The 26034-nt window shown below is 44.2% G+C and carries 20 protein-coding genes; 16 read left to right on the forward strand and 4 right to left on the reverse strand.

The features are described 5' to 3' along the window. Positions 1–414: 414 nt before the first annotated feature. The 4 genes from B3Q63_RS04150 (at position 415) to B3Q63_RS04165 (ending at position 5667) form a co-directional block, all read left to right on the forward strand. A complete protein-coding gene (locus B3Q63_RS04150) occupies positions 415–2628 on the forward strand; it encodes a lytic transglycosylase domain-containing protein (protein WP_296174120.1) in 2214 nt (737 codons plus the stop codon). Positions 2629–3033: 405 nt separating this feature from the next. Further along, positions 3034–3741 (forward strand): hypothetical protein, encoded by a 708-nt coding sequence (locus tag B3Q63_RS04155; RefSeq protein ID WP_296174123.1) that lies wholly within the window; start codon positions 3034–3036, stop codon positions 3739–3741. Between the two features lie 478 nt (positions 3742–4219). After that, on the forward strand, positions 4220–5209 hold the full coding sequence (locus B3Q63_RS04160) for a malate dehydrogenase (RefSeq protein WP_296174124.1): 990 nt from the start codon (positions 4220–4222) through the stop codon (positions 5207–5209). 218 nt (positions 5210–5427) lie between these two features. Further along, entirely contained in the window at positions 5428–5667 is a 240-nt protein-coding gene (locus tag B3Q63_RS04165; protein ID WP_183620354.1) for a DUF2789 family protein, read from the forward strand. A 98-nt stretch (positions 5668–5765) separates the two neighbouring features. Here the strand turns inward: B3Q63_RS04165 and ribF are convergent, their stop codons facing one another. Beyond that, complete coding sequence (ribF, locus tag B3Q63_RS04170) at positions 5766–6806, reverse strand: riboflavin biosynthesis protein RibF (RefSeq protein WP_414706304.1); 1041 nt, start codon at positions 6804–6806, stop codon at positions 5766–5768. A gap of 467 nt (positions 6807–7273) precedes the next feature. On the opposite strand from ribF, the gene B3Q63_RS04175 reads away from it, so the two are divergent. Next, positions 7274–7918 carry a GNAT family N-acetyltransferase gene (locus B3Q63_RS04175; protein ID WP_296174126.1) on the forward strand — a complete coding sequence of 215 codons (645 nt, stop codon included), beginning with the start codon at positions 7274–7276 and terminating at the stop codon, positions 7916–7918. A gap of 52 nt (positions 7919–7970) precedes the next feature. Here B3Q63_RS04175 and B3Q63_RS04180 read toward each other — a convergent pair whose 3' ends face one another. The 3 genes from B3Q63_RS04180 to ampD all read right to left on the reverse strand — a co-directional run bounded on the left by B3Q63_RS04180 (position 7971) and on the right by ampD (position 11097). Then, positions 7971–8609, reverse strand: a complete 639-nt coding sequence (locus B3Q63_RS04180; protein ID WP_296174129.1) for a hypothetical protein — start codon at positions 8607–8609, stop codon at positions 7971–7973. 134 nt (positions 8610–8743) lie between these two features. Further along, the gene (gene murJ / locus B3Q63_RS04185) at positions 8744–10294 is read right to left on the reverse strand and encodes a murein biosynthesis integral membrane protein MurJ (protein WP_296174132.1); all 1551 of its coding nucleotides are present in this window, start codon (positions 10292–10294) and stop codon (positions 8744–8746) included. Positions 10295–10500: 206 nt separating this feature from the next. Continuing rightward, a complete protein-coding gene (gene ampD, locus B3Q63_RS04190) occupies positions 10501–11097 on the reverse strand; it encodes a 1,6-anhydro-N-acetylmuramyl-L-alanine amidase AmpD (protein WP_296174135.1) in 597 nt (198 codons plus the stop codon). Positions 11098–11286: 189 nt separating this feature from the next. Here ampD and B3Q63_RS04195 point away from each other — a divergent pair, with 189 nt between their 5' ends. The 11 genes from B3Q63_RS04195 (at position 11287) to ftsZ (ending at position 25940) form a co-directional block, all read left to right on the forward strand. Continuing rightward, entirely contained in the window at positions 11287–13542 is a 2256-nt protein-coding gene (locus B3Q63_RS04195) for a DUF4105 domain-containing protein (protein WP_296174136.1), read from the forward strand. A gap of 86 nt (positions 13543–13628) precedes the next feature. Then, entirely contained in the window at positions 13629–14501 is an 873-nt protein-coding gene (locus B3Q63_RS04200; RefSeq protein ID WP_296174141.1) for an SDR family oxidoreductase, read from the forward strand. Between the two features lie 88 nt (positions 14502–14589). Next, positions 14590–15594 (forward strand): hypothetical protein, encoded by a 1005-nt coding sequence (locus tag B3Q63_RS04205; RefSeq protein WP_296174143.1) that lies wholly within the window; start codon positions 14590–14592, stop codon positions 15592–15594. 77 nt (positions 15595–15671) lie between these two features. Further along, positions 15672–16412, forward strand: a complete 741-nt coding sequence (gene pyrE / locus B3Q63_RS04210) for an orotate phosphoribosyltransferase (protein ID WP_296174146.1) — start codon at positions 15672–15674, stop codon at positions 16410–16412. 123 nt (positions 16413–16535) lie between these two features. After that, positions 16536–17507, forward strand: a complete 972-nt coding sequence (gene gshB, locus B3Q63_RS04215) for a glutathione synthase (protein WP_296174148.1) — start codon at positions 16536–16538, stop codon at positions 17505–17507. A gap of 421 nt (positions 17508–17928) precedes the next feature. Then, positions 17929–19014, forward strand: a complete 1086-nt coding sequence (gene murG, locus B3Q63_RS04220; protein WP_201564819.1) for an undecaprenyldiphospho-muramoylpentapeptide beta-N-acetylglucosaminyltransferase — start codon at positions 17929–17931, stop codon at positions 19012–19014. 92 nt (positions 19015–19106) lie between these two features. Then, positions 19107–20546: a UDP-N-acetylmuramate--L-alanine ligase gene (gene murC / locus B3Q63_RS04225; protein WP_271133547.1), complete on the forward strand. Its 1440-nt coding sequence runs from the start codon at positions 19107–19109 to the stop codon at positions 20544–20546. A 29-nt stretch (positions 20547–20575) separates the two neighbouring features. Then, positions 20576–21682 (forward strand): D-alanine--D-alanine ligase, encoded by a 1107-nt coding sequence (locus B3Q63_RS04230; RefSeq protein ID WP_296174154.1) that lies wholly within the window; start codon positions 20576–20578, stop codon positions 21680–21682. A 579-nt stretch (positions 21683–22261) separates the two neighbouring features. Then, positions 22262–23059, forward strand: coding sequence for a cell division protein FtsQ/DivIB (locus B3Q63_RS04235; RefSeq protein WP_201564817.1), 798 nt, complete (start codon positions 22262–22264; stop codon positions 23057–23059). Positions 23060–23217: 158 nt separating this feature from the next. Next, on the forward strand, positions 23218–24510 hold the full coding sequence (gene ftsA / locus B3Q63_RS04240) for a cell division protein FtsA (protein ID WP_201564883.1): 1293 nt from the start codon (positions 23218–23220) through the stop codon (positions 24508–24510). Between the two features lie 233 nt (positions 24511–24743). Then, positions 24744–25940, forward strand: a complete 1197-nt coding sequence (gene ftsZ / locus B3Q63_RS04245) for a cell division protein FtsZ (RefSeq protein WP_183620383.1) — start codon at positions 24744–24746, stop codon at positions 25938–25940. The last annotated feature ends 94 nt before the right edge of the window (positions 25941–26034 follow it).

The raw sequence follows: 26034 nt of genomic DNA on the forward strand, positions 1-26034 counted from the left end.
TTGACTAAAAATATAGCGGGGTAGGCGATTAACTGGTGGCGCATTTTATCACAACCCTGACCCAATGTGAAAAGTTAGCGTACGCTTATCGGGATAATTATGCTAGATTATTTATAATAGTATCAAATGCTTACCTAGTATTATTCAGCAATAAATGCTATTAATTACGATTGTCACTGTTTTAAGCGTCGTAGCACCTCTGTGTTACGCAGGGCTATCCGATTTATTAACGAAAAGTAAAGCTTATGGTTGAATGTGCAACGAGTATAGTATGATGAAAGTAACCATAGCTGCACTATTGTTTAAATGAGCGTTTTAAGTAGGATGAAAACATCATTTAAACCTATCGTTTAAACCTATATTGAAACAATTTATTTAGCCAAATTATTTAGACTTATTATAAAGAGAATTCGTATGACAAAGCCGCAAGTTGCTCAAGGTATTAAGGATAAAAATGCCAAGCGCCAAAATATTACGCCTGACCGCCTGAAAAAAACGGCGCTAAAAACCAGCGCCTTGGGTTTGGCGACGGCGATGGGTGTCATGGGCTTGTCGCAAGTCGCTTGTGCCGAACTCACTTGGGGTAGTGATAGTAGTTATCCGCAAGAAGGCAAGTATCAGCCAGAAAGCTATAAACCAGAAAGCTATCAACCACAAAGCTATCAGCCGGATAACTATCAACCACAGAGTGCGCCGTCAAACAGCAGCTATCAAGCAGATAATGGCGTGGGCTCATTTACGGCGGCGGCGATTGCAGCCGAGCGCGGTGATGTCAATGCCCTTTATAATTACGAGCAAGCGATGAGTGGCGGCTTGTTTGCCATGTATCCGACTTATTGGCGTATGAATGTCGATTTGAATTCGCAAAGCCCAGCGGCGGTATCGCAGTTTGTGCGTCAATATCCAGATACGGTAATGGCAGAAAAACTGGCGGCCGACTTTGCGGAAACCAAAGCGGGCTCCAATGATTATGCCGCCGTACGCCAAGTGGCAAATTTGATTACCAATGCTGACGATAGCGAGCGCTGTGCGGTTGCGCTTGGGTTTAATAATGGCGGCGATAGCATGCGTGCTATGGCCGCAAAGCCTGACGTTTGGCTGGCCACCAAAAAGCAGCCAGCCTTGTGTGACCAGTTGGCGCTAGAGATGAATAATAACGCCCTGATTAGCAACCAAGATAGAGTGTCACGCCTCAAGCGCATGCTGCGTAAAGGTAAAACGGGCGATATTATGGCGCTGTCTTCACGTCTCGGTACGCCTATTCCTTACTCGTCGTTGAGTGAAATTCAGCTGAATCCATCATCATTTTTTAGCCGCTTTGCCCGCGAAGCAAACACCCAAACCAATCAATACTTGTATTTATATGCGATGGGGCGCTTGGCAGAAAAATCCTATCGTGAGGCGGCGCTACAATTAGACTTTGATATTAAGCAAGACAATCAGCGCTCAGCGAAGTTGTTAAATGATGACACCCGTCGTTATGCTTATCGTATTCTTGGCGTACAGCGCATGAATCATAATACCGATGACGGCTTTAATGTCGAAGCGGTTGACTGGTTCCGTAATAGCTTAGATGATGACTTTAGCTTTGAAGAAGCCGAATATTATGCCATGGCAGCGATTCGTTTTAGTCGTTGGGATGATGTGGTCGAAGCCATCTCAAAAATGGACGCCGAAACGCAAAAAACCAATCAATGGCAATATTGGCTGGCTCGTGCTTATGAGCAATCGAGTGATGCCAACAAACGCAATACCGCCAAAAAGATGTATCAAAACTTGGCAAAAAGTAATGAGTATTATGGCTTAATGGCAAAGGATAAGGTCGGTCAACGTTTTGATGCCAGTCGCTTAGGCGGTAGTAATTTACCCAATGTCAGTACCGCTGACCGCGCGCGCGTCATGCAAAACCCACACTTTGCACGGGCATTTGCTTTATACAATGCCGATGCCAGTCGCGCCTATGCCAACCGTGAGTGGAATTGGGCGGTGAAAAAAGCGCGTGATAATCGTGATGACAATTTGATTATTGCTGCGGCGCGCCAAGCGTATGATATGGGCTGGCTCGATCGAGCGATTTATGCTGTTGATAATACCGATAGGGTAGACAGCTTGGCTTTATCGCATCCGATGCCGCACCAATCGGCGGTCGTCCGTCACAGTCAGTCGGCGGGTATCGATCCGGCGTGGGCATATGGCATCATGCGTCAAGAAAGCCGTTTTGTGGCATCGGCGCGCTCAAACGTTGGCGCCAGCGGTCTGATGCAGGTCATGCCTGATACGGCAAAATATATTGCGCGTAACTTAGGCGAGACTTATAGCGCCAGCCGTGCCAATAGTGGCGATACCAATATTCGTTATGGTACATGGTATATGGGTGATATCTTTGGCAAATTGAACAGCCAGCCTGTTTTGGCAACAGCGGGCTATAACGCCGGTCCAAATAATGCCAAACGTTGGCAGCCGACTTATGGCTCACTCGCCGCGGACCAGTATGTCGAGTCTATTGCCTTTCCTGAAACCCGCAATTACGTCAAACACGTGATGGAAAACGCTACTATTTATAGCAGTCTATTAGGTCGTGATCAGCCTATCAGCCAGCGTATGGGAACGGTTCCTGCGGCATTCTAATGCTTTTTCCATACCCTAAAAAACCACTATCAGCTTGCTGCTAGTGGTTTTTTTATAGGCGTTTCTTTTATAGGTACGGTTTTTATAGCGCTGATATATGACGGGTTTTAAATCGCCCTTTTAAAGTCCGTTATTTGCTTTTTAAGCACTGTTTACGTTTTTGCTATAGATTAAAAAAGGCAATTTGCTACCATGACTCTAATTACCGTCTGCGTTTTTCGTTGGTTGATTCTTAGGTTGCTGATATTTTAAAAGCAAACTGGCTCAATGCCGAATATAACCAATTCTAGAAGCTATCTTCTTCATTGCTAAATGCTTTAACCTCTTATGATTAAAAAATATTTCAATCTGCCTATATTGTCGCAAGCTAGGCGTCAGTTATGTGTTCAGACAAAGGTGGGCTCGATGTCAAAGACAAGGCTATCGGAGCATTTTAATCAATGCTTGATCAGCAAAAAGTATGAAAGTAAAGGCAATGCTGCTAATGCTACGATAGCTATTACGGCTTTACTTTTGTTGCAGGGTGCTATGGTATTGCCAGCGCAAGCGGCAAGTGCTACCAAAACGGGACAGCGTGTGCTGATGATTGAGATGACGCCAGCGCTGTGCAGCTTACAACCGACGCGCGCGCGTATGCGCCAGTGTTTAGAAGGCTATTCGCTAACCGTTTCAGGTTTAGATATGGGCTATGGCGAGCGCTGCGGGCGTGGTAGTGAGCCACATTTGACGCCACTACAATTAAAAGTCGTCAATCGTATCATGCCTGATACCACGGTGCGTACCCAAGCATGGCAGCGCTATGGCGTCTGTAGTCCGCTGAGCGCCAGTAATTATTTTCGTCAAATCACCAACTATGCCGGCGACTTAAAACTGCCGAGTGAATTGAATACGGGCAACAGTTATACGGTATTAAAATCGCGTTTTGTGGGACAAATGACCCGCTTAAATAGTGGTATGTCAGCGGATAGCGTTGATTTGATTTGTCAGGCAGGTGCGCGTCGTCAAATGGTATTGACTGACGTCCATGTTTGTTATGAAGGCAGTGCCTTTGGCACTTGTAGCAACGTCGTCGATAACTGTGGCAGTAAATTTACTATCTCAGGCGGCAAGTAAGCAGCAAGTAGGCATTAGTCATAATCAGTAATGAACCACAAAGTATATCCTTTTAACTTTTCAGTGCGTGACTATTAATTAGGGCGCGATTATCCATAAGCAAAAATGACCATAAACAAAAACGGCAGTGTTATGTATTTAACGGTAATACAACTTATGTAATAATCGTATTAAATTCTCTTAAATAATGCTGCTAAAATTCCTATTGAATCTTTTCTTTAATCACATCGAATATCCCTCTAAGACTTTATTTTTATAGCTTTTTATCGCAAGATAAAACATCTGTTCGTATAAAATGTAACAATATAACCCGCATAGTTATCAATCACGTTCGCGCTTTCTCTAGACGGTTAATAGGCTGAGGTGCTACACTAGCTCTCGGTTTATGACTGCTATATTCAGCGAGTAAATCGCTATCTAAAACGATCATCCTCAATCAGAATCATGAATTATCTAATCTATAATTAGGGAGTATTCAATGTCAATGAAACAGCCTTTACGTGTTGCCGTCACTGGTGCCGCTGGTAATATCAGCTATGCTATGTTATTTCGTATTGCATCTGGTGAGATGCTAGGTAAAGATCAGCCAGTTATTCTGCAATTGCTTGAAATCGCCCCAGCACTTGACGCCCTAAAGGGTGTGGTCATGGAGTTAGAAGACTGTGCATTCCCATTATTGGCCGGTATCGTTCAAACTGATGATGCGACCGTTGCATTCAAAGATGTAGACTATGCTTTGCTAGTCGGTTCACGTCCTCGTGGCCCAGGTATGGAACGTAAAGATTTGCTAGAAGCCAACGCTGCGATTTTCTCAGCCCAAGGTAAAGCATTGAACGACGTTGCAAGCCGTGATGTAAAAGTATTGGTCGTCGGTAACCCTGCCAACACTAACGCACTTATCGCTCAGCGTAATGCACCAGATTTAGATCCACGTAACTTTACTGCTATGACTCGCCTAGATCATAACCGTGCCATGGCACAGTTGGCTGAGAAAACAGACAGCACTGTTAACGACATCAAAAACATGACTATCTGGGGCAACCACTCATCTACTCAGTATCCAGATCTAACGTCTGCAACTGTAAACGGTAAGCCAGCACTAGATTTAGTCGATCGCGAATGGTACGAAGCTACCTATATCCCAGAAGTACAACAACGCGGTGCAGCGATTATTAAAGCTCGCGGTGCCTCATCTGCCGCTTCTGCTGCCAACGCTGCCATTGCACACGTACGTACATGGGCACTAGGTACTGAAGAGAACGATTGGGTATCTATGGGCGTTTACTCAAACGGCGAATACGGTATTGCTGAAGGCTTAATCTACTCATTCCCAGTAACCTGCGCTAACGGCGACTGGTCTATCGTAGAAGGCGTTGACGTGTCATCAGATTTCTCAAAAGAGAAAATGGCCGCAACTGAGCAAGAGCTTAGCGAAGAGCGTGATGCAGTAGCACACTTGCTTCCATAAGTAGGCAATCTACTCAAGCTGTTATATAGAATTTAATCTGAAAAGCCCTCTACGATAGAGGGCTTTTTTGTGTCTTGCGTAACCATCAATACAATTGCTAACGTTAGCTAAACGTTGATTAACAGCTATTAGCAGCAAGCTTGCTACAATAAAGTGGCTAATTTAAATAATAAGTACAATCAAATCATTATTAAATTTTTGTCATTAAGGAAAAGACTATGTTGGGTGAACCTGAATACAATATGAATGAATTATTTGCGCAGTTAGGGCTTGATAGCTCGGATGAAGCGATTGACAGTTTTGTCGAAAATAATAAACTGGCAAAAGAAGAGAAGTTAATCGAAGCGGCGGTATGGAATGACAATCAGCGTGCTTTTTTGCAAGAAGAATGGAATAAAGATGCGGCATGGGTAGAAGTTATCGATGATTTAAACGTGCGTATGCATCCTGATGCTTAAAAGATAATGAAATATTAGACTAAATAAAAACCCACAGACGTTATTCACGCTGTGGGTTTTTTTATATATTACGCTTTTATAGGCTCATAACTACTAGTTTAATTCGACTGCTTAGCGCGCCATTCGAGTAAATCGATAACATCATTATGAATACCTGCTTTTAATGCCTCTAAACTCTCGTAATGGCGCTCGCCATGTAAATAATGCAAGAAGCGTACTTGCAAGGTTAAACCGTATAAGTCTGCTTGTAGCTTAGGAAAATGTACCTCTAAGCGCCAATCATGCTCTTTATCTACTGACGGCCTAATACCAATATTGGCAGTACCAAATAAACTATGCGGGCGTAAACCTGCAACCCCTGGGTTTTCGCTATCTGTCAGTGCGGTTAAGCCGTTTGCTATGACATTACCATTATCATCAAGGCTGACGACATCGACAGCAAATATGCCATGTAGAGCAGGTTTTATGCGTTTTAAGTCGACATTGGCAGTGGGAAAGTCCATGGTACGACCGATTTTATCACCACCAACGACGACGCCTGTCATCGAATAATCGCGACCCAATAAGGCATTAGCCGCATCAATGTCACCGGCCAATAATAGGTTACGTATACGTGTAGAGCTAATGCGCGCGCCTTTGCCTTTATCGTCGATCACGGTATGCAGATTAGTCACATCTAAGCCGTAATCACGCAAAAACTGACTGTCACCGGTACGATCATGACCAAATTTAAAGTCATCACCCAATACCAATGCTTGTACATTTAAACGTAATGCCAAAATGTCTGCAAATGCCTGCGCTGATAGCGAGCGAAATTCCGCATCAAAGCTTGCGACAATTAAAGTCTCAATGCCGTACTCTGCCAGCAAAGCCTGCTTTTCGGCAAGATTGGTGAGGCGGGCAGGCGCGGTAGCTGGCGCAAAAAACTCACGCGGCTGCGGTTCAAATATCATGACTGCCGAGCCAATATTTTGCGCCTTGGCAATATCACGCACGTGCGCAAGCATCGCTTGATGACCCAAATGCACGCCATCAAAATTACCGATAGTCAGCACGCAGGGCGCTAAATCTACTGGGCTAGTATTGGCAGACAAAGCGCTTGGCGATGCCATCAGTTGCTCAAGAAAATAGGTGTTCATAAATTTTCAGCTATGATAGATAAGACCGGATAAAAAAGAAAAAACACACCTCTACCAAAGATTGATGTGTCTAAAATCAGTCATTATAAAGTAAAATAGCCATACTAACATCCTATAGTCTGCTGATAATTAAACAACTACGCTAACAGCTGAAAAGGTATGGTTTTATCTGCCTTACCTTGCTTGCTTTGTTAATTACTTCTGCTGACTTCCGATATGTACAGCTAGATTAGATAAAAGGTGCAACGGCTAAGCCTTAAGTATTAGACATTAATGACTAATTAGCCGTTATTTATCATTCATTTTTACTATAGTAGAATCACTTTAAAGTTGATACAGTGCGACTGGAATGAATTTTTCGTAGCCTCTGTGATAACAGCAAGCAAGGAAAATTTATACCAGTCGCACATAGCTATAACGTATCGCTTTTATTTTGAACTGACTATATTAATAATCATGGAAACGCTATGTCTGCTGCTATCTCCGTCGCTACTTGTCATAAAGTCTCTCATTCGATGGCACCTGTCTTGGCAATTAATAAGCTCAATGAGAGCTTTACGGTACAGCGTGCCAAAAAAGAAGATTTACCCGCAATTTTAACCATTTATAACCAAAGTATCGCCGGTAAGCAAGCAACTGCCAATCTTACGCCCGTCAGTTGTGAAGAGCGTCGGGATTGGTTTGAGGAGCATGTAAATAGTGCCACGCGACCTATTTATATTGTTCGCGCTATCGAAGAAGCAGAAACCGTAGGCGGTGGAGGTAAGGGGCAAACAGTATCGCCAATCGTCGCTTGGGGCAGCTTTAGTGATTTGTATGCACGACCGGCTTATCATATCAGCACTGAGATTAGTATTTACTTGCATCAGGATTATCACGGTCAAGGACTGGGTAGCTTATTGACACGTTGGATGCTGACGCAAGCGCCGAGCTTAGGTATTCATAACGTGGTGGCGCTTATCTTTGCGCATAATCAACCAAGCTTAGGATTGTTCCGTAAGCTTGGCTTCGAGCAATGGGGCTATATGCCAAAGGTTTGCGATATGCAGGGGTTTATCGCCGATGTAGTGATGCTTGGTAAAGCGGTGATGACAGCTAATAATGACAAATAATACAGCTAATAATGCCAAATGAAGAAAATTTAGATATTAGCAGATAGGTGTTCTATCCTAAAATCTTCCATTTTCCACCGATCTTTTGTAGCTCATAAGTCAAGGGTGTAGGCTCGCTTTGCCCCCTTAGCATCAACTCGCCAGTGATGGTGGCACGGGTTTTATCATCGTTGTATGTAGTATCAGTAAAAGTCACGCCATCAACCGTTTGCTGAAAAGCCGATTGGGTCTTGGCTAGCTCTTCTTCGAAGTTTGCCATATCTACTTTATAGTAAGTAGCAGCTTGCTTGACATCGCCATAATATAAGCTGTCTAGAGCTTGTTTGACGGTATCTTCCGGCGTCCCGTCTTGGGTCGGATTGGTTACTAAGCTTTTTTGCTTAGCGGCAGCGGTAACTGGATTGAGATTATTACTAGCAATCGTGGTTTCATCTTTTGTGCTATCTGCTGCCTGTTTACTATCAGTAGTAGTGCCTGTTACTTCTACTTGGCTCGCGTCGTTCTCAGATGTTTGCGCGACCGCTGTAGCCTCTTCATTATTACTGGCAGCAGTCTCAGTTTCACCCTTATCATTATTGCTACAACCATTTAAAAGCAGTCCGGTACTCAAAATGCCAACAGTCAGTATATTTGGTAAGCGTAACAAGGTTGCTGATAAAGCTGTTTGTGAAGCTGATGATTTAGTCGTCATATTAGTCCCCAAAATTCATTTATTCATTAAACAGTAATTATGGCAACTATCAGCAGCGTTCACTGTCAATTCTCATACTAAGCTTGTTTTGGTTTGGTAAGTTAAAGCCTTGCCTAGTGCTTAATAATTAATCCTTAACCATGTTTTAGCTGGCGCGGACGGAACCCTGTTGCCAATAGCACAACGCCATAAACCACCGCACCGACGACGCACATAATCAGTAGCGCGACAATACGTTTCCACTGGGCATCATTGGTTGGGAAATAGGGCAGCATGACATAAAGCACCGCAATCATAGAGGCGGTAGAAACTCCAAACTGGCCAAACAATTTTTTCCAATGGCTACCAAAGCGGAAAATATCACGCTTATGCAAGAAGTAATATAACAAACCCGCGTTCACAAATGCCGCACCCGTGGTTGCCAATGCCAAGCCACCATGCAACGGCATATCGAAGAAGTAAAATATACCGATAAAAATGACACTAAATACCATATTGGCAAAAACGGAAACAATACCAATTCTGACTGGCGTTCTAGTGTCTTGACGGGCGAAAAAGGCGGGCGCAAAGATTTTAATTAACATAAAACCTAAAATGCCGCCCGCCATGCTTTTTAACGCCAAGGAGCTCATTTGTGCATCGCGTAAGGTAAATTCGCCACGTAAAAACAGCGCCTGCATAAGTACGTCAGAGAGTATAAATAGTGCTGCCGATGCTGGAACACCGACCAAAATAATTAAGCGCGCTGCCCAATCGATGGTCTTTTTAAAGCTAACATCATCTTTTCGCGCTTCACTTTTCGATAGACTTGGTAGAATAACTGTACCGATAGCCACGCCAATTAAGCCGAGTGGTAACTCGCTCATACGCTCAGCAGCATAAAGCCAAGAAACGGAACCGCCAATCATCAATGATGCAAAAATAGTGTTTAATAATAGATTAATCTGCGTGACAGAGACGCCAAAAATAGCCGGCAGCATCAGCTTTAAAATACGGCGAACGCCTTCATGCTGAAAGTCAATCTTCGGTGCGACCAGCAGTTTTTGCTGCGAGAGCTGTGGCAGTTGTATCAATAGCTGGAGCAAACCTGCGATAGCGACAGAATAACCAAGCGCCATAATAGGGACGTCAAACATAGGCGCAAATACTAGCGCGCCGCCAATCATAGATAGGTTGAGTAACACTGGCGCAAAGGCTGGCGCGGCAAAACGGCCGTAACTTTGTAAAATACCGCTGGCAAAAGCGGTCATAGAAATAAATAATAAATAAGGAAAGGTCAGGCGTAATAGCTCAGCGGTGATGGCAAATTTATCTGGCTGGTTAGCAAAGCCTGGGGCAAATAGCGTCACCACCCAAGGGGCGATTAAAATCACTACGACCGTCAGCATCGATAACACCAGCAGCAGCGCTCCTGAAGTGCGGCTGACTAAAATCTGAACCTGTTGTAGGCTGTATTTTTCTTTATATTCTGACAGTACAGGGACAAACGCTTGGCTAAAAGCCCCTTCTGCAAATAGACGGCGCAAAAAGTTGGGTATCTTAAAGGCGACCAAAAAGGCGTCCATCAGACCACCTGCGCCAAACACGCCTAATAACACAATATCACGTACCAAACCTAAAATACGCGACAGCATGGTCATACTACTGACCACCATGGTTGAACGAAATAACCGACTTTTTGCCATGAGAACCTATTCTGCTAATTTGTTTAATGAAGGTTGTGTAGTGATGGTTGTTTACTGATGTAGTGTTGTCAAAAAACTGACGGATTATAGCACTTTCATTGTCCTGATAAATGGATTGAATGTGGAATAATATCCACTGTCTACAGAACTTTCGATAAGACTATTATCACAATTTAGCTGGTCAATTTATGACTTGCTCGCAAAATTTATGACTTGCTCGCAAAATGGTGAGCAACCATCTCACGCAACTTTTTCCATTCAAAGTAATCACCGGGGTCGGTTTTGCGACCGGGCGCGATATCACTATGACCGGTGAGATGACGGCGAGTTTTTGGATAAGCGTCATAGATAGCAACGATAACTTTGGCAAGCGCTTCATATTGGGCGGCGCTAAAGGACACAAAATCTGAACCTTCAAGCTCAATGCCAATGCTATAATCATTACATTCAGGGCGACCCAAGTAGCTGGAGCGTCCGGCATGCCACGCGCGCTCGTTAAAATTGACAAACTGGGTAATCGCGCCATTACGCTCTATAAATAAATGCGCTGAAACTTCTGCACCTTTAATGCTTTGAAAATAAGGATGCGCCTCCCAGTCTAATTGATTGGTAAATAAGGCCTTGACGTAATGTAAGCCGTCAGTATCGCAAGCTCCAAACTCATTGGGCGGCAAGCTAATATTGTGAATAACAATGGCATCAATCGCGATATTTTCCGATCGTTTATTATAATTGGGTGACGCAAGCCAAGTCGCCGCTGATAATCGACCGGTATGAATAGTCATTGACGATGCTGTGGACATAATACTCTCTTTTATAATGTGATAATAAGTGCGCGGTAAATGCTGATGATTATAAGTTTTTTATGGATAAGCGGCGCATTTAACTAAAAAAATAGTCGTTCAAAACAGTAATTTATAATATAACTCTGACAATTCGATAGACTTAATCACGCGATACGCGTATGACTCCTACAGTACGAGATATTACTCATGTCCATATATTCAAAACATTCAAACCTTTTGGCGATAGATTGTACGCCAACAAGCATTGGCAGGCGAGCACGTTTGCCGCTCACCATAGCTGGACTGCTGCTGACCGCACAAGCACAGGCGTTTTTGCCAACGCCGGCATCGCTTGTGACAACAGGGGAGTTGGCGCTGGATGCCAATGAAACTACTGGTGCTAAGCCAATAAATACATTGACTGCTAAATCACAAAACGCCGAGCCAATATTAACGGCTTATTCTGAGCCGGTTGTTGCCGAATCAAATAATACCATCAAGCCAGATAGTGTCTCAAATACCGCAGTCACTTCTCGGACATCTAACCATCAAAGTGCTAATAATAATGAGACGAACGCTCAGCAGCTATTAGCATCATGGCGTGCGCAAGCAAAAACAAAAAACCTTGCCCAACATATAACATGGCGACGCTTATTATATTTCTTTGATGATCAAAAGAATTTAATCGGCAAGAAAAAAGACAGCAGTATCGTTGATGATGCAGCATTTTTCTTAAGTAAAAATGGACAGCATGATTCAGCGGCCGAGCTTGATGCCTTGCTGGTTGCCCTTGCTGAAGAAATGGCTACGACCCCAAATAATAGCACTGCTAGTAATAGTGCATCCAATCGTGCGACTAAAAACTCGGGACAAAACTCAGTACTATGCCGTTTCCCAGCGCGCGTCCAATGGCTGACCGATACACTCAATATCGACAAGAGCGGTTTACAAGTTGACTGTCCGGACCTGAATGACTGGATGCAAAAGCTAGCACCTGAGCAGCTGTCTATTATGTTTGCGCAGGAATATTTGGACAATCCTATTTCAGCCTTTGCTCATACGTTATTGCGTATTGATTCTAAAGCCAGCGTGGCCGATCCAAGCCAAATTCATCATGCAGTGGCGCTAAATTATACGGTGGGCGGCGATGCAACCGATAGTTTTTTGGTATATGCCATCAAATCGATGACCGGCGGTTATGACAATCTGATTGAAATTGACCCTTATCCAGAGAAGCTGGCGAAGTATCTGCAAGAAGATGAGCGTGATGCGTGGACCTATCAATTGGATTTGACCCCAGCGGAAGTGCAGCAGATTATGCTACATGTTTGGGAAACCAAAGATTTGAAGTTGCCGTATTATTTCACCACTGATAACTGTGCCTCTGAGATTTTACGCTTGATTGACGTGGTACGTCCGCAGCAGCATTTATTAAGTCGCCTGCCTTATGCCGTAATTCCTTCAGATGTCGTGCAATTACTCAATAGCGAAGGCTTACTTGCCAGCACCAACTATACGCCTGCTGATAGCACCTTACGCCAAGCGCAGTTGAACAAGGTTAAAGAGCAGCGTGAGCAATTGGGCTATCATAATAGCGCCAAGCAGACGTTAAATGAGATTAAATCTGCCCAGTTGAATCCAACCTCGAGCATAGCCGCCGACGGAAAAACGCTATTGCCACGGCGTATTGCAGTAGCGGATAACAATCCTATAGACAGGCATCCGCTGCAACTTGGGTTTATTGGGCTAGGGCAGCGCGGTGATAATAACTATATTGATTTAGGTCTACGGGCAGGTTATCACGATACCCTCGATCGTCCTTCAGGATTTCCGCAGTTCTTTGATTTAGAAGGCGCGGCTGCAACCTTACGTTTATATAACACCGATAATGACAAAGCCAATCAGCCAAGTAGTGTGGTCTTGCAAAATGTGACCTTGGTGCGAGGGCGCTCATTTAATCCGGTTAATTCTGCTAAAAAAGGCAAAACCTGGGGCGCCAGTATTGAAGCGACCCGTGTAAATGACGGCTCGCAGCAAGAGGGCAGCGATCATCTAGTTGGTAGTTTAGGCTATGAGACCGGTTGGTCGTGGGCGTTTGGCACACCTAGCGCGGGCACAGGCGAGATGCCGCCGCAGCTATGCTATACGCTTTTGGCAGGTACGGCGCAAGCAGGACGCGGTATTAATAAAGGCTATCGTGTCGGCGCAGGCGTCAATGCCGGTTGCCGTTATCAGATTAACAATCAGTTACGTGCGCAGGCTGAATTACAACTGCCATATTGGTATCATGGCAGCAGCGACGAGTCTAATGCCCGTGGTCATTACTGGCAGCCGATATCGACATTAGGGCTACAATATGATATCGATAAAAAACAAGCGTTACGTATCAATGCCAACTACGAATGGCAAGATCGTATCGATGCCAAGGAAGACATACAGCTGTCGTATAGACGCTATTTTTAGCGCTTGTTATTAAATTATAAAAACCTTCTTAGCCAGTCATTAGCATAGACAGTCATCAGAAGCAGTTTTTAAATAAAGGGTATATGATGAGTACGCAAAATTTACTGATTATTGGTCAAGGTGATATCGGTTTACCCGTCACCAATAAGCTCGCTCAAGACGGTTTCAACGTCACGGGGCTGGCACGTCGTGAGCGTCATCATTATGACCTACATCCTAAAGCTAAGTTTCTACAAGCCGATGCGTTAACTTTAAGCGCTGAGCAGCTGCAAGACTTTACGGCGCTGGCAATTATTGTTACTCCTGATGAGTATTCGACCAGCGGTTATCATGATAGTTACTTAGCAATCAGCCAGCATTTGGCAACACTGGCAGACCAGCTACCCAATCTTATGCGCGTTGTTTTTATTTCATCAACGGGTGTCTATGGTCAAGATAATGGCGTATGGATTGATGAAGATACCGCGCCTGTGACGCCAGAGCGTGAAGCCTCGCAAGTGATATTGCAAGCGGAACAAGCATTGCAAAAAGGTTTTGGTGCTAAGGCTATTATTATTCGCCCAAGTGGTATTTACGGACGTAAGCGCCTCATGCGTCTGCGTAAAGCCCGCGAGCCACAAAAAGAGCCAGTGGCAGCAGCGCACTGGAGCAATCGCATTATGGATCGCGATTTGGTCACCATTATCGCCAATGTCATGACCATAGACACGCCAAAACCGCTTTATATTGCTACTGATTATGCGCCCGTCACCACTTTTGAGCTCGGCACTTGGTTAAGTGAGCAGATAGATGAAGTACCGCCTGTTATTGATGACAATAAAGCGAAAGTAACGGGTAAGCGCTTGCACAGCAACATTCCGTTAGCTTGGCTGGACTATCCTGATTGGCAAGTAGGCTACCGAGATATTTTGCAATATCAAGAGCAACATCAACGTAATAAAGAAGAGCAACGCCAATAACATCAAGAGCAAAATGACCGTTTGATTGCTTTTATTTTTACATCTTTTATTTTTATATCTTTTAAATTTGCAAGCTTAGGAAAAATTAATGACCCAGCATTCTACTTCTGATGACCGTTTGTCCAACGCTAGCTTTATAGCAGCAGAGGATCAGCTTGCAGAAGGTCATGCTGAGCAGTCCGCGAATTTAGCAAATAGTCAGCAGCCAGCGATTGTACATCCTAATTTTGATCCAAAGCGTTTGCCATTGGACCCTGCACGACCATTGACTGATATTCCAGAGCCTGCACGGCGCTTAAATAGTCAGCTGCGCCGCTTATATGGTAGCTCGACCCGTTTTTATCAGCCCAATACAGACAGCTTATCGAAATGGGCATTGATGGCTTCAGAAGCATTGGCTGAGCATTTATCACTGCTCAGTGCCGCAAAACTGGTTGAGCTGCCCGAGAGTTTTTATCACAATCATAGCGAGCAGCCGTTATTAGCTTCATTAACAGACATGACTTTGCTTGATATGGCGGATATCCAGCGCGCGCTGCAAGCGTATCCAAAACTGAGGCGTTATGGGTTTTTGGCTACTGACAATATAAATACTGATAATATAAATACTGCTAAGAATATTAAGAAGCCTTTAGCGTCAGAATCTTTGCGAGCATTGACCAAACGTTATAATCCTGATGAGCTACTCAATAGTATCTATGCTGACGATTGGCAAGTGGTATTGCAGCCACAACAATTTGACAGCGGCGAGGGCAGTTTGGCGACTGATCTTATGGCCTGTAGCGTCGCCGTCCATGCTTTGAAGCAATGCAGTACGCGCAAAACCATCAATCATAGCTACAGCGCGGCGCAAATTTGTCAACATCTGCGCAGCTACTTGCTCAGTCAGATTGTTTTTGAGCCAGCACAGCGCCACGCCTATCGCCAAGTGCGCTTATTTACAGGGCATATTATCGTTGCCGCCTATCATTTGGGCTGGGATATACAAGTCAGTAGCGATGGTCAGTGCTACTTTAATATCTCATCACGTTGTGGGTTATTGACGCGTTATGCGAATATGCAAGATTATAATATCAATGGTTGGTCAAGTTAAAGCACGACGACTATAATGCGCTTCACAACTTTTCATTATTTAACTTTCCATTTTCTTTTTGCCGATAGGAAGACCCTATGCTTAATGCCGCAACGCCTCATAATCAAGCTGCTAATAATGTTTCATTTTCATCGCATCAATTTATCCAATTGGCTTTAGACAATCAGGTTCTAAAGTTTGGTGAGTTTGTCTTAAAGTCTGGACGTATTAGCCCATACTTTTTTAACGCAGGTTTGTTGGCGTCGGGTGAGATGTTATCGTTATTAGCGCGTGGTTATGCCGATGCCCTAGCTGAAAAAGTGGCAGAACAAATGGCTGCACAAGGTTCAATGGCAAATAATGGTACAAATGAGCAAGAGCTGGTTATTTTTGGCGCTGCTTATAAAGGCATTCCATTTGTCGCAGCAACCGCGCAAGCATTATGGCTGCATCATGGTATCAATGCTAAATGGGGCTATAACCGTAAAGAAGCCAAAACCCATGGCGAAGGCGGTAATTTAGTTGGCGCTGATGTCAAAGGCAAGGCGGTTTGGGTGCTTGATGATGTGATTACTGCTGGCACGGCGATGCGTGAAGTGGTGGAGATTTTAGAGCAAGCGGGCGCAAGCGTTGCCGGTATTATCGTCGCCCTCGACCGTAAAGAAAAGGGTTTGGCGGAGCATTCTGCTATTCAAGAGTTGGCTGCAACATTAGAAGTACCAGTGCGCGCGTTGGTTGATATCGATGATTTAATCAGTTACCTAGCAGAAAGTAGCCCAAATAAAGATGCGACTCAACTTGCAAAAATGCAGCATTACCGCGCCCAGTACGGCGTATAATTTATCGCAGTCATTGCTATGTTTCAGCCATATTGGGTGAAATTTGAGTCATGTTATTGATGTCTGTTCGAACGATTAATACTATTTTAAATGATTAATACTATAACGTAAGTGAGCCTTATCATGAGCCAAGAAAAGCAAAATAAATCATTAAACATACTCGTCATCATGGACCCAATCGAGCAGGTTAATTATAAAAAAGACACCAGCCTTGCGATGATGTGGTCGGCGCAAGACCGTGGGCATAGCCTTGGTTACTGTCAGATTCATGATTTATGGTTGGATCGTGGGCAATTGATGGTCGATACCCAGCCGGTGACAGTCAAGCGTGACCCGAATGATTTTTATACCTTGGGGGATAAAGCGACAGCACCGGTCAGCGCTTATGATGTGATTTTGATGCGTAAAGATCCGCCGTTTGATATGCGTTTTATTTATGCCACTTACATGCTTGACCATGCTAAAGCCGCAGGCGTGCTGGTGGTCAACGATCCACAAGCGATACGCGATTGTAATGAAAAGCTGTTTGCTACTTGGTTTAGCGATTATATGAGCCCGACGATTGTGACCAGTAAACAGGCGCATATTCGCAAGTTTATTACTGAGCAGCAAGACGTTATCGTCAAGCCATTAGATGGTATGGGCGGCACGGGTATTTTCCGTTTGACTGCTGACAGTCCAAATATCGGCGTGACGCTGGAGATTTTAACCGAGCTTGAGACGCTACCGATTATGGCGCAGCGTTATTTGCCGGAAATCAAAGAAGGTGATAAGCGTGTGTTAATCGTCGATGGCGAAGTGGTCGATTATAGCTTGGCGCGTATTCCGGTGAAAGGTGAGACGCGCGGTAATCTTGCGGCAGGTGGTAGCGGTGTTGCGATGCCGCTTACCGATATCGAACGCCAAGTGGCCCAAGTCGTCGCACCGATTGTTAAAGAAAAAGGGCTGATGTTCGTCGGTTTAGACTTAATCGGTGGCCGTATCACTGAGATTAATGTCACCAGTCCAACCTGTGTGCGTGAGATTGATGACCAATGCTGTACTGATATTGCAACTGACTTTATTATCGCTATCGAGAAGAAGTTAGCAGTTTAAGTACTGCCGTTTAAATAACGCCATTTAAATAATGACGTTTAAATAATGTCTCTTAAGTAAAACAATGTATGCAAAGCGGTAAGGATACAGTAATTTATCACTAAGCTATGTGCACAATACTTAAAAGACGGTGTGCTAAGATATATTGATAAACCGCATTGCTTAATAGCGCCTTTAAAAAAGCGACAAAACGTTATTAAAAGCGCTGTTTTTATGATTTTTTAAGCGTATTTATAAAAGCCAAGCCGCGATTACTCATGGCTTGGATTTTTATTATTTGCGCTGCATAAAGTGCTGTCTATCAGGCAGTGATTTACACTATACTATGCGGGCTTTTATAGGCTCATTTTGGTTCGATAAATAATACAGTCAAAAGATAATAAGTCTTTCATATAAATAAAGAAAAGATAGGCAGGCGTTCATGAAAACACCGCATATATTAATGATGGCTGCTGGTACAGGCGGGCATGTATTTCCAGCACTTGCGGTTAGCGAAGAATTGACCAAGCGCGGTGCTGTTATTCACTGGCTCGGTACGCCAAATGGCATGGAAAATGGCTTGGTTGCACCCACTGGCTATCCTTTTCATGCGATTGATATGCAAGGATTGCGCGGCAAAGGATTGGGGCGCTTGCTTAAGCTACCCGTGACGTTATTGTCAGCGACGATGGCGGCGATTAAGGTCATTCGTGGCAATCAAATCGATGTGGTCGTTGGTTTTGGCGGTTACGTCACTGCGCCCGGCGGTATTGCGGCGCGTTTGACTAAAACGCCGCTTATTATCCATGAACAAAATGCCATTGCAGGTATGAGCAATCGTTATTTGGCCAAGATGGCGACCAAGGTATTGCAAGCGTTTGAAAATACCTTTGCCAATAGCCAGCATGATAGCAAGATAGAAACGGTGGGTAATCCCGTGCGCAATGCCATTAGCGGTGTTGCCGAACCCAGTATTCGCTACGATGTCAATGACAGCTCGCCGCTTAAATTATTGGTGGTTGGTGGTTCGCTCGGTGCGCAAGTGTTAAATGAGACGTTGCCAAAAGCACTGGCGTTGATTGACCGTCCGTTTGAGGTCCGTCATCAATGTGGACGCAATAATGAGGCCGCCACGCAAGCGGCGTATGACAGTGAAGCGTTAAGCGCCCATCAGTTTACGGTACAACCATTTATTGATGATATGGCAGCGGCGTATAATTGGGCTGATATTGTGGTTTGTCGGGCGGGTGCTTTGACGGTAACTGAAATTCAAAACGTCGGCATTGCTGCGATATTTGTACCGCTACCAAGCGCGGTTGATGACCATCAGACGGCAAATGCACGCACCTTGACCTCACACAAAGCGGGAATCTTGCTGCCACAAAGCGAGCTGACGCCCAAAAGCTTGAGTAGTGAGCTTGCGATGCTAGATAGGCGTGCTTGTTTAGAGATGGCAGAAAAAGGTCATGCGCTTGCCAACCGCCATGCCTGCCAACAGGTAGCCGATATTATCTGGCAGGCCTTATAAAAGCTGATTGTCTTAATCGCTATTTTATTACCTATAATTTTTATTACTTATTATTAACCAAATTTGTTTGTCTACAATAAAGAGAAAACCCTATGCCAACCTCTGCTAAAGCCTTAACTAAGCGTTTGATTGAAATACCAGAAATGCGCCGTATTCAGCATTTGCATTTTGTCGGTATTGGTGGCTCGGGGATGTGCGGTATCGCTGAGGTTATGAACAATCAAGGCTATGAAGTCAGTGGTTCTGATATCGCTGAGAGCTTAGTAACTAAGCGCTTAGAGCAGATTGGTATTACTATTGCGATTGGTCATGATTCCAAAAACATCGCCAATGCCGATGTTATCGTCGTATCGTCTGCTATCGACCGTAGTAATCCTGAAGTCAAAGCGGCGCTTGAAGCGCGTCTGCCAGTGGTACGCCGTGCTGATATGCTCGGTGAGTTGATGCGCTATCGCCATGGTATCGCCGTTGCTGGCGCACATGGTAAAACCACCACCACCAGTTTGCTGACAACCATGATGGCAGAAGCACAGCTTGATCCCACCTATGTGATTGGCGGTAAACTCAATGCCTCAGGTAAAAATGCCGCGCTCGGTAGCAGCCGTTATTTAGTTGCCGAAGCCGATGAATCTGATGCGTCATTCTTATCTTTACATCCGATGGCGGCGATTGTTACCAATATCGATCAAGACCATATGGAAACCTATGGCAATAGTTTTGACAACTTAAAAGCCGCTTATATCCAGTTTTTACAAAATATGCCGTTTTATGGCTTGGCGGTGGTCTGCGGTGACGACCCTGAATTGTACTCCATGATTGATGATATTGGTCGTCCAGTATTAACCTTTGGTCTTGAACCCTTTAACGATGTACAAGCCGTTGACTTAGTCAGCGAAGGCACAAAAACTCACTTTACCGTCTTGCGCCGCGACCATGAGCCATTGCGTCTAACCTTGAATATCCCGGGTGTACACAATGTTTATAATGCGCTGGCTGCTATTACCATGGCAACCGACGAAGGCGTAGATGACGAAGCGATTAAGCGCGCCCTGCAGAAGTTCGAAGGCGTTGGTCGCCGCTTTGAGCAGCATGCCTCCGTAGATATCGATGATGGCAATGTTTTGCTTATTGACGATTATGGTCATCACCCAAGAGAAGTCGACGCGACCATCAAAGCGGCTCGTCAAAGCTTCCCTGAGCGCCGCTTAGTGATGATGTTCCAGCCACATCGTTATAGCCGCACCCGTGATTGTTTCGATGATTTTGTCGAAGTGCTTTCAAGCGTCGATGAGTTATTGTTATTGGACGTTTATCCTGCTGGTGAAAGCCCGATTGCTGGTGCCGATACCAAAGCCTTGGCACGTAGTATCCGTTTGCGCGGTGCCGTTGAACCGACGATTATCGATAAGGATAATTTGGCACCAGTCATGCAGCGTTTGCTTCAAGCGCATGACATGTTGATTACCCAAGGTGCAGGTAATGTTGGACAAATAGCGATCGAATTGGCCGCCAATAATTTATATATCAAATAAGCCGCAAACGAATTTTAGGAACGAGACTCATGACTACTCATAACCAAGAAAATGAAAATAATATGGATAAAAGTATCGATAATAATAATATCAATGTTGGGGCGAACACCGATATTACCAATCCAGAGGCAGCCCTAGCAGCTGCTGCAAAAGCTGAGAGTAACGGTGTGGAAAATAAACAATCAAGCCAAGATACATTCTTAAATGTCGCTCCTAGTAAAGTAAAAGATGCGAGTGAATTTGGGAAAGTGGCTGTGGTATATGGCGGCAGTAGCAACGAGCGCAGTGTTTCTTTAGATAGTGGCGCGGCCGTTTTACAAGCGCTACAAAACCAAGGCGTTGATGCCACGCATTTTGACCCGAAACACCAAGATATTACTGAGCTTCGTCAATATGACCGCGTGTTTAACGTTTTGCATGGTCGCGGCGGCGAAGATGGCTTGTTACAGGGCGTGCTGCAATGGTTTAATATTCCGCAGACCGGTTCTGGTATTTTGGCATCAGCACTGGGTATGGACAAAGTACGTACCAAGCAGCTGTGGCAAGGTTGTGGTTTATCGACCGCACCGTTTTCATTGCTAACTGCTGATACCGACTGGCAGCAAGTGGTTAATATGCTAGGACTGCCGCTGATTATCAAACCAGTCCATGAAGGCTCAAGCATTGGTATGACCAAGGTTAATAATCTTGATGAGCTTCCTGCTGCGTATGCAACCGCCGTACAGTGTGGGGATGCAGTGATGGCTGAGCGTTGGATTACCGGTCGCGAATTTACCATTGTCATTATCGATGATGAAGCCTATCCGGTTATTCGCCTTGAGCCTGCTGATATCACCAACTTCTATGATTTTGAAGCCAAATACAATCGTAACGATACCAGCTACTATATTCCCTGCGGTCTAAGCGCTGCGGATGAAAAGCATTTGCAAGATTTGAGCTTGGCTGCATTTCGTGCGGTTGATGCAAAAGGTTGGGGACGTATCGATGCGATGCAAGACGAAGCGGGCAACTTTTGGCTGCTTGAGATTAATACTGTACCGGGCATGACCAGTCATAGTTTGGTGCCAATGGCGGCCAAAGCTCGCGGCATGGATTTTGAGAGCTTGTGTTGGCATATTTTGGCGCAAACCGTATAAGTATCGATTAACGATTTTGCCGCTAATAGCTGTACGACTGATAAATGCACGACTGATAAATAGAAGAGGTTTGCTTAATAAACGTTCAATTGGCTATTAAATAACTCATTGGACGTCTTATATATAGGTATGCAAATATTTAGCATTAAGCTGTCAATTATGTCTCGGCTAAAACCAGCTTTACAAACTACTTAGTGATGGTAATTAGCCTGTTTAAATATCGTCAAATGTATCGCTAGAGCTGCTATAGCACAGCTTCATGTAAACTTGTGTAAATTCGTTGTTAGTAGTAGGGGTTAGGCTATTGTTTAAACGTAAAATACGTTAATATTGTAAATATTGGTCTATATTCGTGATATTTATGGTTATTTGCGCCACTATCTCTTAAGTCATTCATTAAATGAGAAAAATGTTACGTTTTAATGACGATAAGCGCACGTTATAAACCGTTTTAGACAAATAAATTGATAATATGTTAGTTTTATAGATTCCTGCGAATGTTTAGCAGATTTACTTTTAATAGAAGCACTATTGGCGTTATGCAAATAGCTTTAAGCAAAAATAGGGACGAAGTTTATTATGACTCAAACTGTCAATGACGTCGCTGACTTGATGAGTGATAAGACCCGTCGCCCGACATCTAGTTTTCAAGTACCGACTTCGGTCAGATATTTCTTTACGGTACTAGTGTTGGGCTTGCTTGTGCTGATATTAATCATGGGTGGTAAGGCATTACGCGACGCACCGCCCGCTGCTATTCATGTCGATAATCGAGATTTGACATTTGCGCAATATCAAGCGTTACAGCATGTCATGAGCCAACAGAGTGTGAGCAGTTTTTTCACCTCTGACTTGCAAGCGCTACGAGATATTACCACCAGTTTGGCTTGGGTTGACCAAGTGAGCGTGAGCCGTGATTGGCAGCGTGGTATTGTCGTTAAAGCCTTACCAAAACAGCCGGTGGCAAATTTCGGTACTGAGCGTTTGGTTGATGCAAAAGGGGCGGTTTTTGTTCCTGCTGACAGTCGAGATTTAACGCAAGAGCGTTTTGCGACGTTGCAAGGTGATATGGCGCAAGCGCCCGTTATTATGCAACAAATGCAGCAAGTCAATGATTGGTATGCACCGCTTGGTATGCAAGTTGAAGATATTATTTTGTCACCAAGAATGACGTGGCTGATTCGCTTTGATAATGGTCAACGTGTCATCGTTGATAATGAAAATACCGCGCAAAAACTGTTGAATTTAAGTCAGCTGCTCGGCAATCAATTAAGTAATCGCCGCGATGAAATACAGTCTGTCGATCTTCGTTACAAAAATGGATTTACTATCGCATGGAATCTGGCGCCGCCAAAAACTACTGAAACACCACCGTAAATGAATAAGATATTAACAAAGCAGTCAAAACCTTATATTTGTCTGCTTTCTTAATATAAAGAGTTAACATACAATACCACCGCGTGCTGCTAGCGCTTTTTAATGATTTAATGGAGACGTCATCTGGTCTCCTGTTTAGCGATAATTTGTCTGGTACCATGAAAAATACTGAAAATCTGGTTGTTGTCCATCTAAGTGCCACGGCAGTATATGTCGTCATTGGCAGTGTTGTCTCTGCAAAAGACATTCGTATTATGGGTGTGGGGCAAGTTAAAAATAGCGACTTTTATCAAGGTCAGATAAAGCATCGTGAACGTTTGCAGGGCGCTATCAAACAAGCCATTCAAGAAGCCGAAGATACCGCCAATTGCCGTGTACATAGTGTCTGGTTGACCATGGCGACGCCTGAGCTATTAAGTAAGAATAGTGCAGGCGATGTCAGAGTCGAAGACGAAGTCGTCCGTGCCAAAGATATGGTACAAGCGCTGTCAAATGCCAAATCGCAAGACTTGTCGCCTGATTATTATTTGATGCATTGCTGCCAGCAAGGTATCTATATCGACAACCAAGAGTTTATGGTTGATGATGCTATTGATATGGTCGCGCACAATATCACTGTGATGTATCACATGATGATGATGCCAGTGTCTAGCCGTCAGAATATCCAAAAGTTATTACAAAGCTGTGACGTCGGTATTGACCATATCGTTTTTGATGCGGTTACCAGTGCCGAATACAGTTTGATGAGTGATGAGCGTCAGCAAGGAGTTTGCTTGGTCGATATCGGTGCGAGTACCACCAGTATTTGCGTTTATAAAGAAAATAAGCTGATTTTCACCCACTGTATCGCTACCGGCAGTCATGAAGTAACGATGGATATCTCAGCCGACGTTGGGATCTCTATGATAGAGGCGGAAAGGCTTAAAAAAACGTATGGTACCGTTGATATCAATAGCGTTGATCCTAGCTCATTCTTTCTCTTTAAGCCGCAAGGGTCGGGCGATGAAATTAATATTGGTACGTATAATTTAGCGCGTATTATTGAAGCGCGATATGTGCAGATTTTTACTGAAGTGGTTCGCCAATTACATGATGCGGATTTGCTAGGCTATATCGATAAAGGTATTGTACTCACAGGCGGTGGTAGCGCTATTAAAGGCATGATACCTTTTGCCAAAAAGCTGCTGAAAATGCCGGTGGTATTGACCAATACCCATCCTGCTATTAGTGCTTATAATCATTTTGATAATGATGAATCGTTTAAGCAGCTGAATATGCAGGTCAATGATCGCGCTTATCAAACCGCGTTTGGTACATTACTATATAGTCAAAGCGAGCAGTTTCGCCGTAGTGAAAAAAGTGAGCCGGAAGCGATTCAAAAGAATCGTGTCACGGGTGTTTTTCAAAGTGCAGGGCAACGTTTTGCCAGTGTACTCAAAAAGATATTATAATCTGCTGTAAACTTACTCAGATGAAGCAGTTAAGAGCCTGCCGCAGTATTATAGGTAAGCATATTTAAAGCAACACCCTGTACAATAATGGCATATATTGGCTAAGCACAACTATTTAAGCCTTTGCCCTGTTTTATTTAAATACATTTATATATAGTAAGTCGATAGCGCGCCATATGAGTGTGTTACCACGTATCGACCATCACGCTATCTGCAACTGGAGAAACCTTTTTATGTCAAAATACACCATGCCAGATGATAATCAGCTTCAAAACAACGGCCAGGCAAGCTTCACTGTATTCGGTGTGGGCGGCGGCGGCGGTAATGCGGTTGAGCATATGGTACAACAAGGGATTAGAGGTGTAACGTTTGTCTGTGCCAATACGGATAAACAAGCGCTCGATCGTCTGACAGCGCCGCATAAATTGCAGCTTGGCGCTAAGACCAACCGTGGTCTTGGCGCAGGGGCAAACCCAGAAGTGGGCCGTGAAGCCGCAGAAAGCGAAGAAGAAGCCATCCGTGCTTTACTTGAACACTCAGACATGGTCTTTATTACCGCGGGTATGGGTGGTGGTACAGGTACGGGCGCCGCTCCAGTGGTTGCGCGTATTGCTAAAGAGATGGAAGTGTTGACGGTCGCAGTTGTGACCACACCATTTAAGTTTGAAGGTGGCAAACGTATCAAGGCTGCTAAGGCTGGTATCGAGCAGTTGACTAATTTCGTTGACTCTATCATTACCATTCCAAACGACAAACTTATGAGTGTCTATGGCAACATCTCTATGCAAGATGCCTTCAAAAAAGCTGATGACGTCCTGTTGCATGCGGTACAGGGTATTGCAGAAACCATCGCCAGCGAAGGTATGATTAATATTGACTTTAACGATATCCGCACCGCGATGACAGCTAAAGGTCATGCGATGATGGGTATCGGTCGCGCCAGCGGCGATGATCGTGCGCGTCAAGCGACCGAGAAAGCCATCAGATCGCCATTGCTTGATGATTTGCGTTTAGAGAATGCCAAAGGCTTGCTTGTTAACGTTATCTCTTCTGAATCTTTATCATTGGATGAGATGAGCAAAATCAGTGTCATCGTTGAAGAAATTACTGATATAGATGATGCGCATATTTTCTATGGTTCAGTGATTGATGAAAAAATGGGTGATGATTTACATGTAACAGTCATCGCAACCGGTCTGACTTTAGATGAAAATGCTGGTCAAGAGCCTGAAGTGGTAGAGCAGCCTGTGCCATCGGTAAACAGCACCCAGCCTGTTGATCCAAACTTGCATACCAGCGCGCTCAACAGTCAAAAACAGTCGCAAGCTCAGTATCAAGAAAGCCCGATACGCGCAAATGTGACTCAAGAGCAGCCTAAAACCAAAACCAACAGTATTCAAGATTATCTTAAGCGCCAACAGAACAAATAGTGCTTAGAATAAGTAGTCATTAAAATGAATGCTTGTTGTAGATAGTATGAATAAAAAAGAGCCAGTATTTCGATACTGGCTTTTTTGTGCCTGT

It is taken from the genome of Psychrobacter sp. UBA2769 (assembly GCF_002352555.1).
In the GTDB taxonomy this organism is placed as follows: Bacteria; Pseudomonadota; Gammaproteobacteria; order Pseudomonadales; family Moraxellaceae; genus Psychrobacter; species Psychrobacter maritimus.